The sequence below is a fragment of the Streptomyces griseoloalbus genome, from assembly GCA_014650015.1.
Classification (GTDB): domain Bacteria; phylum Actinomycetota; class Actinomycetes; order Streptomycetales; family Streptomycetaceae; genus Streptomyces; species Streptomyces griseoloalbus.
Genome location: BMUD01000006.1, coordinates 57,065 through 71,741 on the forward strand (window position 1 = coordinate 57,065; position 14,677 = coordinate 71,741).

General features: G+C 73.7%; 12 protein-coding genes. 5 read left to right on the forward strand and 7 right to left on the reverse strand.

The annotated features are described in order from the left end of the window. Positions 1 to 22 precede the first annotated feature (22 nt). Entirely contained in the window at positions 23 to 742 is a 720-nt protein-coding gene (locus tag IE178_RS10960; protein ID WP_184763465.1) for a uracil-DNA glycosylase, read from the reverse strand. 356 nt (positions 743 to 1,098) lie between these two features. Here IE178_RS10960 and IE178_RS10965 point away from each other — a divergent pair, with 356 nt between their 5' ends. Beyond that, on the forward strand, positions 1,099 to 1,932 hold the full coding sequence (locus IE178_RS10965) for an RNA-binding S4 domain-containing protein (RefSeq protein WP_193512106.1): 834 nt from the start codon (positions 1,099 to 1,101) through the stop codon (positions 1,930 to 1,932). A gap of 190 nt (positions 1,933 to 2,122) precedes the next feature. Here the strand turns inward: IE178_RS10965 and IE178_RS10970 are convergent, their stop codons facing one another. Further along, a complete protein-coding gene (locus IE178_RS10970; RefSeq protein ID WP_193512107.1) occupies positions 2,123 to 2,809 on the reverse strand; it encodes a class I SAM-dependent methyltransferase in 687 nt (228 codons plus the stop codon). A gap of 161 nt (positions 2,810 to 2,970) precedes the next feature. Between IE178_RS10970 and IE178_RS10975 the strand changes: the two genes are divergently transcribed. Further along, positions 2,971 to 3,234 carry a DUF6343 family protein gene (locus tag IE178_RS10975; RefSeq protein ID WP_184763462.1) on the forward strand — a complete coding sequence of 88 codons (264 nt, stop codon included), beginning with the start codon at positions 2,971 to 2,973 and terminating at the stop codon, positions 3,232 to 3,234. Positions 3,235 to 3,259: 25 nt separating this feature from the next. On the opposite strand, the gene IE178_RS10980 is transcribed toward IE178_RS10975, so the two are convergent. The 4 genes from IE178_RS10980 to rpsA form a co-directional block, all read right to left on the reverse strand. Then, positions 3,260 to 3,640, reverse strand: a complete 381-nt coding sequence (locus IE178_RS10980) for a tetratricopeptide repeat protein (RefSeq protein WP_145869906.1) — start codon at positions 3,638 to 3,640, stop codon at positions 3,260 to 3,262. A gap of 50 nt (positions 3,641 to 3,690) precedes the next feature. Further along, on the reverse strand, positions 3,691 to 4,320 hold the full coding sequence (gene coaE, locus IE178_RS10985) for a dephospho-CoA kinase (RefSeq protein WP_184763461.1): 630 nt from the start codon (positions 4,318 to 4,320) through the stop codon (positions 3,691 to 3,693). A 134-nt stretch (positions 4,321 to 4,454) separates the two neighbouring features. After that, complete coding sequence (locus tag IE178_RS10990; RefSeq protein ID WP_184763460.1) at positions 4,455 to 5,393, reverse strand: PAC2 family protein; 939 nt, start codon at positions 5,391 to 5,393, stop codon at positions 4,455 to 4,457. A gap of 336 nt (positions 5,394 to 5,729) precedes the next feature. Then, positions 5,730 to 7,229: a 30S ribosomal protein S1 gene (rpsA, locus tag IE178_RS10995; protein ID WP_184763459.1), complete on the reverse strand. Its 1,500-nt coding sequence runs from the start codon at positions 7,227 to 7,229 to the stop codon at positions 5,730 to 5,732. Between the two features lie 369 nt (positions 7,230 to 7,598). Between rpsA and IE178_RS11000 the strand changes: the two genes are divergently transcribed. Together IE178_RS11000 and IE178_RS11005 are read left to right on the forward strand one after the other, a co-directional pair. Continuing rightward, positions 7,599 to 8,408 (forward strand): class I SAM-dependent methyltransferase, encoded by an 810-nt coding sequence (locus IE178_RS11000; protein ID WP_373301133.1) that lies wholly within the window; start codon positions 7,599 to 7,601, stop codon positions 8,406 to 8,408. A 4-nt stretch (positions 8,409 to 8,412) separates the two neighbouring features. Further along, entirely contained in the window at positions 8,413 to 11,124 is a 2,712-nt protein-coding gene (locus IE178_RS11005) for an ATP-dependent RNA helicase (protein ID WP_193512108.1), read from the forward strand. 91 nt (positions 11,125 to 11,215) lie between these two features. Here the strand turns inward: IE178_RS11005 and IE178_RS11010 are convergent, their stop codons facing one another. Beyond that, positions 11,216 to 12,964, reverse strand: a complete 1,749-nt coding sequence (locus IE178_RS11010) for a lytic transglycosylase domain-containing protein (protein WP_193512109.1) — start codon at positions 12,962 to 12,964, stop codon at positions 11,216 to 11,218. 287 nt (positions 12,965 to 13,251) lie between these two features. On the opposite strand from IE178_RS11010, the gene IE178_RS11015 reads away from it, so the two are divergent. Next, complete coding sequence (locus IE178_RS11015) at positions 13,252 to 14,124, forward strand: DUF4184 family protein (protein ID WP_193512110.1); 873 nt, start codon at positions 13,252 to 13,254, stop codon at positions 14,122 to 14,124. Positions 14,125 to 14,677 lie beyond the last annotated feature (553 nt).

The window sequence follows — 14,677 nt, forward strand, 5'->3', positions numbered from 1 at the left end:
ACGTGCGCGGGACGAGGGTTCATCACCCTTTCGTGGTGGGCAGCCCGGCCGCCCCGGCCGCGGAGCGCAGTACCTCCCGGAGCATCTCCGGGGTGAGCCGGCCGGTGAAGGTGTTGCGCTGACTGACGTGGAAGCAGCCGAAGAGTTGGAGGGCGGGCCCGTCGGCGGCGTCCAGGGCGACGTGGGCGCCGTGCGCGAAGGCGGGCCTCGGCCGGGGCACGGTCCAGCCCGCCTCGGCGAAGGCGGGCAGCGCGGCCTGCCAGCCGAAGGCGCCGAGGACGAGCGCGGCCCGTAGCGTCGGCCGCAGCAGGTGCAGTTCCCGCACGAGCCAGGGGCGGCAGGCGTCCCGTTCCGCGGGGGTGGGCTTGTTGGCGGGCGGGGCGCAGTGCACGGGTGAGGTGACGCGTACGCCGTACAGCTCCAGGCCGTCCCCGGCGTGCACGGAGGCCGGCTGCGAGGCGAGCCCCACGTCGTACAGCGCCTGGTACAGCACGTCCCCGGAGCGGTCCCCGGTGAACATCCGGCCCGTGCGGTTGCCGCCGTGTGCCGCGGGTGCCAGTCCGACGATCAGCAGCCGGGCGTCCGGGGGCCCGAACCCGGGTACCGGCCTGCCCCAGTACGTCCAGTCCGCGAACGCCGCGCGCTTGGTACGGGCGACCTCCTCACGCCAGTCGACCAGCCGGGGGCAGGCACGGCAGCCGGCGATGCGCCGGTCGAGACGGGCGAGGCCGCTGGGATCCATGGCTCCACGGTAGGGCCCGGACCACGCCGGGTGCGGACTCCGCCTTCACACTGCTCGCGGCGTGCGCGGCGCACCACGGCGGGCCGGACTGGTACGTCGCCCTCGTACGGGTGGAGCGGGCGGCGCGTCCGGGGCCGGCAGGGAGCCCCGCGGCCGGCCGCCCGGTCCACAACGGTGGCGGCACCCCGCTCCCGGCACCCGGCAACCGGCACCCGGCAACCGGCACCCGGCACCCGGCACGGAGACCATGATGCACGGCGGCCGTCCCCTGGTCGGCACGGCGGCGATCCCGCAGGTCGTGACGCCCACGGAAATCCCCGCACGGTCCGCGGGGTGGGCGGGCTAAGGTCGGAACCATGGTTGCCGAGGGTGCGGAGAACGACAGGACGGGTGGGGCCGGGGGTGCGGCGGACGAGTCGCGGCCGGTCGGCGGCGCGGTGCCCGCGAGTGATGCGGGTGGGGCCGCCGGGGAGGCGGCGCCCGCGCCTGCGGATCCGCGGATCGCCGCGGCCGTGGCCGCTGCGGAGGCGGCCGGGCCGCAGGGCGGCGAGTCCGTCCGCATCGACAGCTGGATCTGGTCGGTGCGCCTGGTCAAGACGCGGTCCCTCGGCGCCGCCGCCTGCCGGGGCGGTCATGTGCGGCTGAACGGGGAGCGGGTCAAGCCCGCGCACTCCGTCCGCGTCGGCGACGAGGTGCGCCTGCGGCACGAGAACCGGGAGCGGGTCGTCGTCGTCAAGCGGCTGATCCGTAAGCGGGTCGGCGCCCCGGTGGCCGCTCAGTGCTACATCGACAACTCGCCGCCGCCTCCGCCGCGTGAGGCCGTCGCTCCGGCCGGTGTCCGTGACCGCGGCGCGGGCCGCCCGACCAAGCGCGACCGCCGGGAACTCGAACGTCTGCGCGGGCTGGGTGGACCGGGTGGCTTCGGCAGCCCGGGCGGACCCGGTGGGCCGGGCGGGCTCGGCGGCCCGAGTGGACCCGGTGGTCCGGGTGGCCGGGGCGCCGCGCCCGGTGATGCCGGTGGCCGCGGCGGGACCGCTGGGACGGGTGGGCGTGGCGGAGGTGCGGGCAGGTCCCGTGATCGTGGCGGAGCGGCCGGCGGGACCGGTGGTCGTGGCGGGTCCGGCGGCCGAGGTGCGAAGGGTGGCGGCAGGTCCCGTGGTGGAGGATCCGGCGGTACGGCACGGTCGTGACCGCGCGCCGGCCCGGGGGCCCGCGAGACGCTCCCTCCCCTCCCCCGCCACGTGGCCGCGACCGGAACGATGTCGGTGGGAGCTGAGACACGCCTCCTCCCGGCGGTCGACGGAACGCTGTCAGCGACCACAGGGATGGACCGTCCCCCGCCCGCGAACTCATCGCCGTCCGGGGCGGATTCGGCGCTGCTCAGCCGCCGGCCACCGGCACCGCCCTCACCCACGTCCTGTCCTCCGTCAGATACCGGTCCACTCTCAACCCCGCCTCCCCCAGCGCCTCCTCGAACTGTTCCCTCGTCAGCGGCCGCGCCCGGAACGTCTGCGTCCAGACCGCGTCCGGGAACACGTACTCCGCGTGCACCGAGTTGACCCCGTCGCCGACCGGCTCCGCCGACAGGATCCGCACGGTGAAGCCCGCCGGGTCCACCCGCTCACGCGGCACATGGGTGTGGTAGTCCTCGCCCTCCCGCTGGATCAGCACGCATCCGCCCTCCGCCAGATGCCGCACGCACGTGCGCAGCATGCCCCGCCGCACCTCGGCGTCCCCTGCGTGCACCAGGAAGGAGGCGAGCAGCACCACGTCGAAGGTCTCGCCCAGGTCGAGCTTCTCTATGGGGCGGCATATCGTCCGCGCCCCGCGCACGCGCTCCAGCATCTCGGCGGACTCGTCCACCGCTGTGACCTCGAAGCCGCGCTCCAGCAGCGCGTGGGTCATCCGTCCCACTCCGCTGCCCAGCTCCAGCACACGGGCCCCCGCCGGCACCGCGGCGGCGATGATGTCCGGCTCCGCCCCGACGGGCAGCCGCGAGTAGAGCTCCACCGCGCAGCCGTCCGGGGTGATCGCGCCGGGTCCCGTCCCCTCGTACCCCTCACGCATTCTCAGTTCCATGCCCGTCGAACGGACCGCGTCCGCACACCCGTTCCCACCCACCGCAGGTTCACCCGATCGAGTGAGTGCCGGTAGCGGGCGGTGAACCACTCCGTTCCGGGAACCCGGATCCAGGCAGCCGTACGTCGCCGGCGGGAGTGGTGATCGTGATGCGTACGGGCAGTGAGCCGACGACCGCGCGCAGTGCGCTGCGGATGCGGTTCTGGCTGAGCGTGTGGGGGGTGGTCTGGACGGTGGCCGGGACGGCGGCGTTCGCGATCGCGGGGCATCCGGGCTGGGCGCTCGTCTGCGGGCTGCTGTGGCTGCTCGTCACGGTCGACCTGGTCGTCGTCCTCCGGCACATCCGCCAGGGGCCGCACTACCAGCCGGGTCCCGACGTCCCGCCGTACCAGCCCCCGGAGAGCCGGCCGTAGCCGGGACGAGGGCGGGCGCGGGCCGTCACGCTTCGAAGCGGGCCGCCTTCAGGTACTCCGGGTTCGGGTCCAGCGCGGCCGCCAGCCGGAAGTGGCGCTTGGCCGGGTGGGGTCGGCCCTGACGCTGATAGGTGCGGGCGAGCGCGAAGTGGGCGAAGGCGTTGTCCGGCTCGCGCTCCAGGACGAGGGAGAACTCGAGCTCGGCGGGCCGCAGCTGGGCCGCCGCGAAGAAGGCACGTGCGCGCAGCAGCCGTGCGGCGGTGTTCTCGGGGTGGACGTCGATGACACCGTCGAGCAGCTTCACCGCGCCCCGCGGGTCCCGCGAGGCGAGCAGGTGCTCGGCGGCACGGAAGTCGATGACATGCGTCTCCGGCGTACGTCCGGTCGAACCACTGGTCTCGGGCACGGCGACATCCTTCCCTTGCTGAAGGAGTTCAACGCGCTGTCCGGGGGCTGCTATTCCTGCTGCTCCCGCGGGGACTTCGCGGGCGTCCGTGCCCTGCGGACGAGCTCGGCCCACACCTCCTGGACGCGCTGTTCCAGCTCGTCGAGGGGGACGTCGTTGTCGATGACGATGTCGGCGATCTCCCGGCGCTGCTCGCGTGTCGCCTGGGCGGCCATCCGCGCCCGTGCGTCCTCCTCGCTCATCCCGCGCCGGCCCATGAGCCGGTCGAGCTGCGTCTCGGGGCGCACGTCGACGACGATCACGAGGTCGTAGAGGCCGGCGAGGCCGTTCTCCGTGAGGAGGGGGACGTCGTGGATCACGACGGCGTCCTCGGCGGCAGCCTCCTCCAGTTCCCGGGAGCGGGCGCCCACCAGGGGGTGGACGATCGAGTTCAGGACGGCCAGTTTCTCCCGGTCGGCGAAGACGATGGAGCCCAGCCTGGGCCGGTCGAGACTGCCGCCTTCGGTGAGGACCTCCTCACCGAAGGCGTCCACGACCGCCGCCAGGCCGGGCGTCCCCGGTGCGACGACCTCACGCGCGATGCGGTCGGCGTCGATCAGTACGGCTCCGCACTCGACGAGCAGCCGCGACACCTCGCTCTTGCCGGCGCCGATCCCGCCGGTCAAACCCACTGTCAGCATGGTTGGCAGCCTAGGGTCCGTCCGACCCCGCCCGGCGGCAGGGTCCCGCCGGACCCGGCCGGGGTCCGTCCTGGTAGGGCCTGTCTGACGATTCGCGTCGTCGCCCGAGGCAGGCGGGAATCGTCAGACAGGCCCTAGCCGTCCCCCTCGCGCTCCGCCAGGAACCGCTCGAACTCGCGGCCGATCTCGTCCGCCGACGGGATCTCCACCGGTTCGGCGAGCATGTTGCCCCGGGTCTCCGCGCCCGCGGCGGCGTCGTACTGGTGCTCGAGGCCCTGGACGAGGGCGGTGAGTTCGTCGTCGCCCTCCTGGATCTGGCGGTCGATCTCGGTCTGGGTGCGGTGGGCGTCGGTGCGCAGGGCGTGCGCGACGCCGGGCAGGACCAGTCCGGTGGCGGCTGTGACCGCCTCCAGCGCGGTCAGTGCCGCGTCCGGGTACGGGGACCGCGCGATGTAGTGCGGCACGTGCGCGGCGACGCCCAGGACGTCGTGGCCGGCCTGCATGAGCCGGTACTCGACGAGGGCCTCGGCGCTGCCGGGGACCTGCGCCTCGTCGAAGACGCTGCTGGTCGCCGGGACGAGGTCGGTGCGATTGCCGTGCGGGGTGATGCCGACGGGCCGGGTGTGCGGCACGCCCATGGGGATGCCGTGGAAGTTCACCGACAGGCGGACGCCGAGCCGCTCCACGATCTGCTGGACGGCGGCGGCGAAGCGCTCCCACTCCACGTCCGGTTCGGGCCCCGAGAGCAGCAGGAAGGGGGCTCCCGTGGCGTCCTGGACGAGGCGCACCTCGATCGCGGGCACGTCGTAGTCGCTCCAGCGGTCGCGGGTGAAGGTCAGCAGCGGGCGCCGGGCGCGGTAGTCGACGAGCCGGTCGTGGTCGAACCGGGCGACGACCTGGTGGGGCAGCGAGTCGAGCAGCCGGTCGACGATCTGGTCCCCGGTCTCGCCCGCGTCAATGTATCCGTCGAAGTGGTAGAGCATGACAAGTCCGGCCGATTCCTGGGCGAGCGCCATGTCGACGACGCCGAGCCCCTTCGGCTCCCATGCGTACAAACCCTGCGGATCAAGCACAGTGACCGCTCCTCCTCGTGTTCGTACTGCACAACGTGGCACGCGGCACCGACATTCCCAGGCGCGGGCAACTCCCTCAGGTGGCAGGCCCTCTCGAACGGCGCCGGGCATCGCCCGCAGGGGCGCGGGGCGGCGCCCCGGGGGTGCGGGGCGGCTCCCCGGGGGTGCGGGGCGGCTCCCCAGGGGTGCGGGGCGGCTCCCCGGGGGTGCGGGGACCTGCGCGACAAGCCACCGCCGGCCCGCAGGCGACCCACGACCCCCGCAGGGCAGCACTGAGGGGCCGCACCTCGAAAGGTACGGCCCCTCGGTTACAGGCTGAGCCTCAGCGGCGAGCGATCAGCTCTGGCCGCCGGCCAGCTTCTCGCGCAGCGCGGCCAGCGCCTCGTCCGAAGCCAGCGCGCCGGAGTTGTCGGCACCCTCGGAGGAGTACGAACCACCACCGGACGCGGCCGGAGCCGCACCCGCCACGTCGGTACCCTCGGCAGCGGCCTTCTCGTCCGCCTCGCGGGACTTGATGACCTGCGCCTGGTGCTGCTCGAAGCGCTGCTGCGCCTCGGCGTACTGGGTCTCCCACGCCTCGCGCTGGGTCTCGTAGCCCTCGAGCCAGTCGTTGGTCTCGGGGTCGAAGCCCTCGGGGTAGATGTAGTTGCCCTGGTCGTCGTAGGACGCGGCCATGCCGTACAGGGTCGGGTCGAACTCGACCGTCGCCGGGTCGGCACCGAAGGCCTCGTTGGCCTGCTTCAGCGAGAGGCTGATGCGGCGGCGCTCGAGGTCGATGTCGATGACCTTGACGAAGATCTCGTCGTTGACCTGGACGACCTGCTCCGGGATCTCCACGTGGCGCTCGGCCAGCTCGGAGATGTGGACCAGACCCTCGATGCCCTCGTCCACGCGGACGAACGCACCGAACGGAACCAGCTTCGTGACCTTACCGGGCACGACCTGGCCGATCTGGTGGGTGCGGGCGAACTGCTGCCACGGGTCTTCCTGGGTCGCCTTCAGCGACAGGGAGACACGCTCGCGGTCCATGTCGACGTCGAGGACCTCGACGGTGACTTCCTGGCCGACCTCGACAACCTCGGACGGGTGGTCGATGTGCTTCCAGGAGAGCTCGGAGACGTGGACCAGGCCGTCGACGCCACCCAGGTCCACGAAGGCACCGAAGTTGACGATCGAGGAGACGACGCCGGACCGCACCTGACCCTTCTGGAGGGTGGTGAGGAAGGTCTGGCGGACCTCGGACTGGGTCTGCTCCAGCCAGGCACGGCGGGACAGGACCACGTTGTTGCGGTTCTTGTCCAGCTCGATGATCTTGGCCTCGAGCTCCTTGCCCACGTAGGGCTGGAGGTCGCGAACGCGGCGCATCTCGACCAGGGAGGCCGGGAGGAAGCCACGGAGGCCGATGTCGAGGATGAGACCACCCTTGACGACCTCGATGACGGTACCGGTGACGATCCCGTCCTCTTCCTTGATCTTCTCGATCGTGCCCCAGGCACGCTCGTACTGGGCGCGCTTCTTCGAGAGGATCAGGCGGCCTTCCTTGTCCTCCTTCTGGAGAACAAGGGCTTCGATCTCGTCACCGACGGCGACGACCTCGTTGGGGTCGACGTCGTGCTTGATCGAGAGCTCGCGGCTCGGGATGACGCCTTCGGTCTTGTAACCGATGTCGAGCAGGACCTCGTCCCGGTCGACCTTCACGATGACGCCGTCGACGATGTCGCCGTCGTTGAAGTACTTGATCGTCTCGTCGATCGCGGCGAGGAAGGCTTCCTCGTTACCGATGTCGTTGACCGCTACCTGCGGGGTGGTGGCGGTGGTCTCGGTGCTGCTCGTCATGTGGGAAAGGGCTCCGGTACGGACATTGAAGTCGTAGGTACTGCTACGCCGGAGCCCGTTTCGCTCTGCAGAAGCCGGACAGCCAAGGAAGCGCCTCACCAAGAAACTGGTGATGACGCCTCGAGAACCGAGGGGACATACAACAGATGCGAGCGCAGCCTGCTACGTCTGAGGTGCGCAGGCCCGCAGCGCAACTTGTAGCATACGGGGGCAGCCGGGCAGGGTCAATGCGCGAAGCCGCCCACCCGGGGCGGATCGCCGCATACCCGGCACAATTCCCGTCCCCCGAGGCCACAATGGGGCCCGTGGCACCCTTCGGCGACACACCGGGGTCCGGCTGGACGGAAGAGTACGACGAGGGAGCCGATCATCCAAGAGCCCGAAGCGCCCGGACCGGAGGCGACCCGACGGGACGCCGGAGTCACGGAGAGCTCACGCGCCAACCGTGGCTGGTGGGACCGCAACGCGGACGAGTATCAGGTCGAGCACGGCACGTTCCTCGGCGACGACCGCTTCGTGTGGGGTCCCGAGGGGCTGGACGAGGTGGAGGCCGAGCTGCTCGGCCCGCCGGAGGAACTGAAGGGGCGGGACGTCCTCGAGCTGGGCGCCGGCGCGGCCCAGTGCTCGCGCTGGCTGGCCGCCCAGGGGGCGCGTCCGGTGGCCCTGGACATCTCGCACCGGCAGTTGCAGCACGCGCTGCGCATCGGCGGGCCGTTCCCCCTGGTGTGCGCCGACGCGGGCGCGCTGCCCTTCGCCGACGGCTCCTTCGACCTGGCCTGCTCGGCGTACGGGGCGCTGCCCTTCGTCGCCGATCCACGGCTGGTGCTGCGCGAGGTGCGCCGGGTGCTGCGTCCCGGCGGCCGGCTGGTGTTCTCCGTGACGCACCCGATCCGTTGGGCGTTCCCGGACGAGCCGGGTCCCGAGGGGCTGAGCGTCTCCGGCTCCTACTTCGACCGCACGCCGTACGTGGAGCAGGACGAGGAGGGCCGCGCGGTGTACGTCGAGCACCACAGGACGCTCGGCGACCGGGTGCGCGACGTCGTCGCCTCGGGGTTCCGCCTGGTGGACCTGGTGGAGCCGGAGTGGCCGGGGTGGAACACCTCGGAGTGGGGCGGCTGGTCCCCGCTGCGCGGGAATCTGATCCCGGGTACGGCGATCTTCGTGTGCGTACGGGACTGAGTGCGTGATCCGTCACGACGCTCTGGACGCCCTTCCGGTGCGCGACGCCCTGCCCGGGCTGACCGACGCCCTCGACACGCACGGCACCGCCGTGCTGGTGGCGCCGCCCGGGACCGGCAAGACGACCCTGGTGCCGTTGGCGCTGGCGGGCCTGCTCGGTGCGGGGCCCGCGCGGCGGGTGGTGGTCGCCGAGCCGCGGCGGATCGCGGCCCGCGCGGCGGCACGGCGGATGGCGTGGCTGCTGGGCGAGCGGGTCGGCGAGTCCGTCGGTTTCACGGTGCGCGGGGAGCGGGCGGTCGGCCGGCACACGCGCGTGGAGGTCGTCACGACCGGTGTGCTCCTTCAGCGCCTGCAGCGCGACCAGGAGCTGGCCGGGGTGGACGTGGTGGTGCTCGACGAGTGCCACGAGCGGCATCTGGACGCGGACACGGCGGCGGCGTTCCTGTGGGACGTGCGCGAGACGCTGCGTCCCACGTTGCGTCTGGTGGCCGCGTCGGCGACCACGGACGCGGAGGGCTGGGCGCGGCTGCTGGGCGGCGCGCCGGTGGTCGAGGCGCGCGGTGCCGCGTTCCCGGTGGACGTGGTGTGGGCGCCGCCCGCGCGTGCGGTACGGCCGCCGCACGGCATGCGGGTCGATCCGGCGCTGCTCACGCATGTGGCTTCGGTGATACGGCGGGCGCTGGCCGAGCGGGACGGGGACGTGCTGGCGTTCCTGCCCGGTGTGGGTGAGATCGCCCGGGTCGCCGCGCAGTTGGGGGATCCGGCGGATCCGGGCGGCGTCGAGGTGCTCCAGGTGCACGGGCGGGCGCCGGCCGCCGTGCAGGACGCCGTGCTCGCGCCCGGGGAGCGGCGCCGGGTGGTGCTGGCGACCTCGGTGGCGGAGTCGTCGCTGACGGTTCCCGGGGTGCGGGTGGTCGTGGACTCGGGGCTCGCGCGGGAGCCGCGCGTGGATCACGCGCGGGGGCTGAGCGCGCTGACGACGGTACGGGCCTCGCGGGCGGCGGGGCGGCAGCGGGCGGGACGGGCCGGGCGTGAGGCGCCGGGTGCGGTGTACCGCTGCTGGGCGGAGGCGGAGGACGCGCGGCTGCCGCGGTTCCCGTCCCCGGAGATCAAGGTGGCGGACCTGACGGCGTTCGCGCTGCAGGCGGCCTGCTGGGGCGACCCGGACGCCTCCGGGCTGGCGCTGCTGGATCCCCCGCCCGGCGGGGCGATGGCGGCGGCCCGGGCGGTCCTGACGGCGATCGGCGCGGTGGACTCCGACGGACGCGCCACACAGCGGGGTGCGCGGCTCGCGCGGCTGGGGCTGCATCCCCGGCTGGGGCGGGCCCTGCTGGACGCGGCACCGGTGGTGGGTGCCGGCCTCGCCGCCGAGGTGGTCGCCCTGCTCGGCGAGGAACCCCCGCGCGACTACGGCGACGACCTCGCCGGCGCGCTGCGCACCGCCCGGCGCGGGGGTGACGCGTATGCCGCGCGGTGGCGAAAAGAGGTCCGCCGCCTGCGGAACCTCATGTCCGGGGCCTCCGGCCCGGCCGAGGCCACAGAGGGTTCCGCGCCGGTACCGGCGGACGGCACCGCCACGCGGGGCGGGCCGGTGCCCCCGCCCGCCGCGCAAGCCGCACCCCGCTCCACGCCGACACCGACGGACGGCACCGGGGGCACGCCTGCCCGGGCCGCTCCCCCACCGGCCGCGCCGGTACCGGCGGACGGTGACGAGGCCAGGGGCCGGTCCGTGCCCGGGGGCGGGGAGGAAGGCCGGGTCGGGCTCGTTGCCGCGCTGGCCTTCCCCGAGCGGGTCGCCCGGGTGGACGGCGGGTCGTATCTGATGGTGGCCGGGACCCGGGCCGAGGTGGGTGCGGGTTCCGGGTTGCGCGGTGCGGTGTGGGTCGCCGTCGCCGTGGCCGACCGGCCCGTGGGGCGGGGGCATGCCCGGGTGGGGCTCGGGGCGGTTGTCGACGAGGCGGTCGCGCGGTTCGCGGCAGGGGCGCTGCTGGAGTCCCGCGAGGAGGTGCACTGGGCCGACGGGGACGTCGTGGCGCGGCGGGTCGAGCGGCTCGGGGCGGTGGAGCTGGCCGTACGGCCGCATACCGACGCCGGCCCGTCGCTCGTACGGGCGGCGCTGCTGGACGGGCTGCGGCGGGAGGGTTTCGGGCTGCTGCGCTGGCCGGCGGGGGCGACCGTACTGCGGCAGCGGCTGGCCTTCCTGTACGGCCGGCTCGGTGAGCCGTGGCCCGACGTGTCCGACGAGGCACTGCACGCGCGCGTGGAGGAGTGGCTGGAGCCGGAGCTGAGCCGTGCCCGGCGGCGGGCCGATCTCGCGCGGATCGACGCCGGGCAGGCACTCGCGCGGCTGCTGCCCTGGGCCACGGGGGAGGCCGCGCGGCTCGACGAACTCGCCCCCGAGCGGATCACCGTGCCCAGTGGCTCCGGAATCCGGATCGACTATTCCGACCCGGAGCAGCCGGTGCTGGCCGTGAAGCTCCAGGAGATGTTCGGGCTCCAGGAGTCGCCGCGGGTGGCCGGGGTGCCGCTGCTGGTGCATCTGCTGTCCCCGGCGGGGCGGCCGGCCGCCGTGACCGCCGATCTCGCCTCCTTCTGGCGGGACGGCTACCGGGGCGTACGGGCCGAGCTGCGCGGTCGCTATCCCAAGCATCCGTGGCCAAAGGATCCGGCCGCCGCGGAGCCGACCCGGCACACCAACGCGCGCCTGGGACGGTGAGCCGCCCCTCCGGCTTCCACGCGCGAGGGCGCCCCTCCGTGGTGGTCGTGGAGGGGCGCCCTCGTCGCTGTCGCGGCCGGCTCGGGTCCGGTCAGGCGCCGGAGGTCTCGGACGGGCTCGGGGACGGGCTGGGGGACGTCGTCTCCGCCTCCGCCACGGTCAGTTCGACCGTGAGGGTCGCGCCGCCCGCGGTGGTGACGCGGAGCAGGAACGTGCCGGTGGTGTCGTCCGCGTACAGCCGCGGCAGTTTCAGCAGGCCGTTCGCGTCCGTCTTCAGGCCGCTCAGGGTACGGATCGCCTTGCCGTCGGCGTCCTTGAAGTAGGGGCCCTTGTCGTTCGCGGTCGGGTCGTCGGCCGACTTGACGAGCGTGGCGGTGGCGGCGACCTTGTCGGCGGCGGCGCCGTCGTACGTGGCCCTCACCTCGACCGGCTCGGCGAACTCGCCGCCCGGGGTGCAGGTCAGCGCCTTGTCGCTGGTGCGGACGAGGGTGTCGGCGGCGCGCTCGGTGACCGTCGCGTTGTAGGCGACGCCCGGGATCGTGCGGCCCACGACGGTGGCCCGGACGGCGAACGCGCCGGTCTGCTCGCCCGCCTGGAGCGCGGGCGCCACGGCGACGCCCGTGCTGTTGGTGACGACGGTGGCCACGCTCTCGCCGCCGGTGAAGGTGGTGTCGGTGTCGCCGACGATGGTGAAGCGGATCCGCACCTTCGCCACCGCCTTGCCCGCGTCCGTCTCGGCGCGGGTGCTGATCCTCTTGGTGAACGCGTCGCCCGCCATCGCGGTGAGCCGCGCGGTGCCGGCGTCCTCCAGGTGGTCCACCGTGTCGGTGGGGGTCGGGGTGGTGGTGGGCGGTGGCGGCGTGCTCGGGCTGCCGGGCTCGGTCGGCTTGGGGCCGGGCTCGGTCGGCTTGGGGCCGGGGCTGCTGCCGGCCGGCTTGCCGGGCTTGGGGCCGGGCTTCGGCGACGAGGTGCCCGGCGTCGACGGGGAGGGTCGTACGGTGTTGTCGTCGCTGCGGTCCTCGGGCAGCGTGCCGGTGCCGTCCGGGACCTCGTGGCTGCCCTTGCGGTAGTACTCCAGCCACGACAGGACGGTGTTCAGGTATTCCGTCGAGTTGTTGTAGCTGAGGATCGCCTTGTCGAGGTCGCGCTGGTCGGACAGGTCCCAGTCGAAGCGGCACAGGTAGTGGCCGGCGGCGAGGGCGGCGTCGTAGATGTTGTTGGGGTCCTCACGGCCGTCGCCGTTGCCGTCGCGGCCGGCCCACTCCCAGGTGGACGGGATGAACTGCATGGGGCCGACGGCATGGTCGTAGGTGCTGTTGCCGTCGTAGGCGCCGTTGTCGGTGTCCTTGATGGTGGCGAAGCCGTTGCCGTCGAGCTGGGGGCCGAGGATCGGGGAGAGCGTGGTGCCGTCGGCGGAGACGCGTCCGCCGCGGGCCTGGCCGGACTCCACCTTGCCGATGGCGGCGAGGAGTTGCCAGGGCAGGTTGCAGCCGGGCTTCTTCTCGCGCAGCGCGGCCTCGGCCTTCTTGTAGGCGTCGAGGACGGTCGCGGGTATGCCGGCCTCGGCCGCGCCCGGGGTGGTCCGGCCGGTACCGGTGCTCGGGGAGGGGTTGGGGCTGTTGAGCGGCGGCAGGTCCGTGTAGTAGGGCGAGTTGCCGGTCGCGCTGCCGCCGTCGGCGGCCTCCTCGGGCGAGGACGTGGCGTCGGAGCTGGTCTGTCTGCCCTGATCGTCGGCCGTCACATCCGGCGCCTGGGACGCGGACAGGGCCGCCACCGCCGCCGCGGCCACTGCGGTGGTTGCCGCCCCCTTGCGCAGCCTCCTGCCGAAATGCGCCGCCATAGAGTGAACCCCTCCCCGTGGATGCCGGAGCGTCCGTCAACGTGTGTTGTGTTCGCCCTGTTGTGACGATCTACCCGCCTCGCCGGTTGCCCTCGACGGGCACCCGGTATGAACGGCCCTCGCGACCCTACGACAACTTCCTTGGCCCGGACACCCGTTCATGCCCGATATTCACCGGTTGATCACGTTCGCGCACGGCCGGACTCGGCGCGGGCCGTCCCGCATACTGGGCCTGCCGGTCACCGGGTCCCCGGCGGGCCGGTCAACGACGATGGCGAGGAGCCGAGTTGCCGTTCACGCTGAGCCATGCGGCGGCGGTACTGCCCGCCGTGCGCGCCGACGGGAGCGGCCGTGGTCCCTTGGTTCCCGCGGTACTGATCGCGGGCAGCTTCGCTCCCGACCTGACCTATTACGCGGCGAGTGTCCTGCCGGGTGCGATGGAGTTCGGGGACGTCACCCATGCCTTCTGGGGGGTGTTCACGGTCGACGTGTTCATCGCCTGGGCGCTGGTGGGGCTGTGGCTGCTGGTGCGCGAACCGCTGGTGGCGCTGTTGCCGCGGGGCCGTCAGGGCCGGGTGGCGGCGCTGCTGCGCTGCGGTGCGCCCCGCGCGCGCGTGCGGCCGTCGCTGCCGGCGCGCTGGTACGTCTCGGCCGCGCTGGGGGCGCTCACGCACGTGGTGTGGGACGCGTTCACGCATCTCGACCGGTGGGGTATGCGGGTGTTTCCCGTGCTGGGCCGGGAGATCGCGGGCTCGCCCCTGTACTGGTACATGCAGTACGGCGGCTCGGCGGTGGCCGCGGTGGTGATCGCCCTGTTCGTGGCGCGCTCGCTGCGCCGCACCACACCTCGGGCCGAGCCGTCCGGGGTCCCCCTGCTCTCGGCGCGGGACCGCTGGTGGGCCGTCGCCCTGCTCGTCCTGGGTGCGCTGGCGGGAGCGGTGCAGCGGGCATCGCGCTGGTGGGCCCACTGGGGGTCGACCGCGAAGCCCTGGGAGCTGATTCCGACGGTGTGTTTCGGGGCGGGCGCGGGGCTCGTCCTCGCGGTGCCGTTGTACGCGGTGGCCGTCAGGGCGTGGCGTCGGGCCACCCCGGCCATCCCGGCCACGGGGGACCTCCAAGAGGTCGGTGGGCCGCGGCCGGGCCGTACGGTCGCACGCTGAGGGTGTCGCTCGCCGCGACGAACACGGTGACGGTACGCACCGGGCGGCGGCGGGGCAGCAGGGTGAGAACGAGGGTGAGGTAGGCACGGGCCAGCTCGGCCCACAGCCGCCAGGGCGGCGGCTCTCCGGGGAGACCCGGGCGACCGGGGAGGCCGGGGAGTACGGCGGTGGAGGCGCGGTCGGTGCGCCATCGGCCGTCGGTGATGCGACGGCCGATGTCTGCCGTGGCGTGCCGCAGAGCGGTCGCGAGGGTGGCGGGGGTGCGGGCGGTACTTGCGGCGACCGCGAAGACGGGAACCGGCGGGAACGCCTTGGGGATGGGTCCGTCGGCGCCGGCCCGCGGGGGTGCCGCTCTGCGGTGAAGCATGCGTATACCCATGCCCCGCATCCTGTCGGGCGGCCCGGGCGACGGCTTGTCCGCGGGGGCCACGCGAGTGAAGGGCACCGGGGGGTGCGGCGCTGGGGTTGCGCCGGTCCCGGTGCCGTGACCGGCCGGGAGTCCGGACGGCCGGGCACCGCCGGACCGCGGGGTCGCGGGGTCGCGGGGTCACGG

Excerpts from the sequence above, each read along its gene's own strand:
- IE178_RS10960 (WP_184763465.1), bottom strand. The coding sequence starts at position 742 with ATGGATCCCAGCGGCCTCGCCCGTCTCGACCGGCGCATCGCCGGCTGC.
- IE178_RS10965 (WP_193512106.1), top strand. The coding sequence starts at position 1,099 with ATGGTTGCCGAGGGTGCGGAGAACGACAGGACGGGTGGGGCCGGGGGT.
- IE178_RS10970 (WP_193512107.1), bottom strand. The coding sequence starts at position 2,809 with ATGCGTGAGGGGTACGAGGGGACGGGACCCGGCGCGATCACCCCGGAC.
- IE178_RS10975 (WP_184763462.1), top strand. The coding sequence starts at position 2,971 with ATGCGTACGGGCAGTGAGCCGACGACCGCGCGCAGTGCGCTGCGGATG.
- coaE (WP_184763461.1), bottom strand. The coding sequence starts at position 4,320 with ATGCTGACAGTGGGTTTGACCGGCGGGATCGGCGCCGGCAAGAGCGAG.
- rpsA (WP_184763459.1), bottom strand. The coding sequence starts at position 7,229 with ATGACGAGCAGCACCGAGACCACCGCCACCACCCCGCAGGTAGCGGTC.
- IE178_RS11010 (WP_193512109.1), bottom strand. The coding sequence starts at position 12,964 with ATGGCGGCGCATTTCGGCAGGAGGCTGCGCAAGGGGGCGGCAACCACC.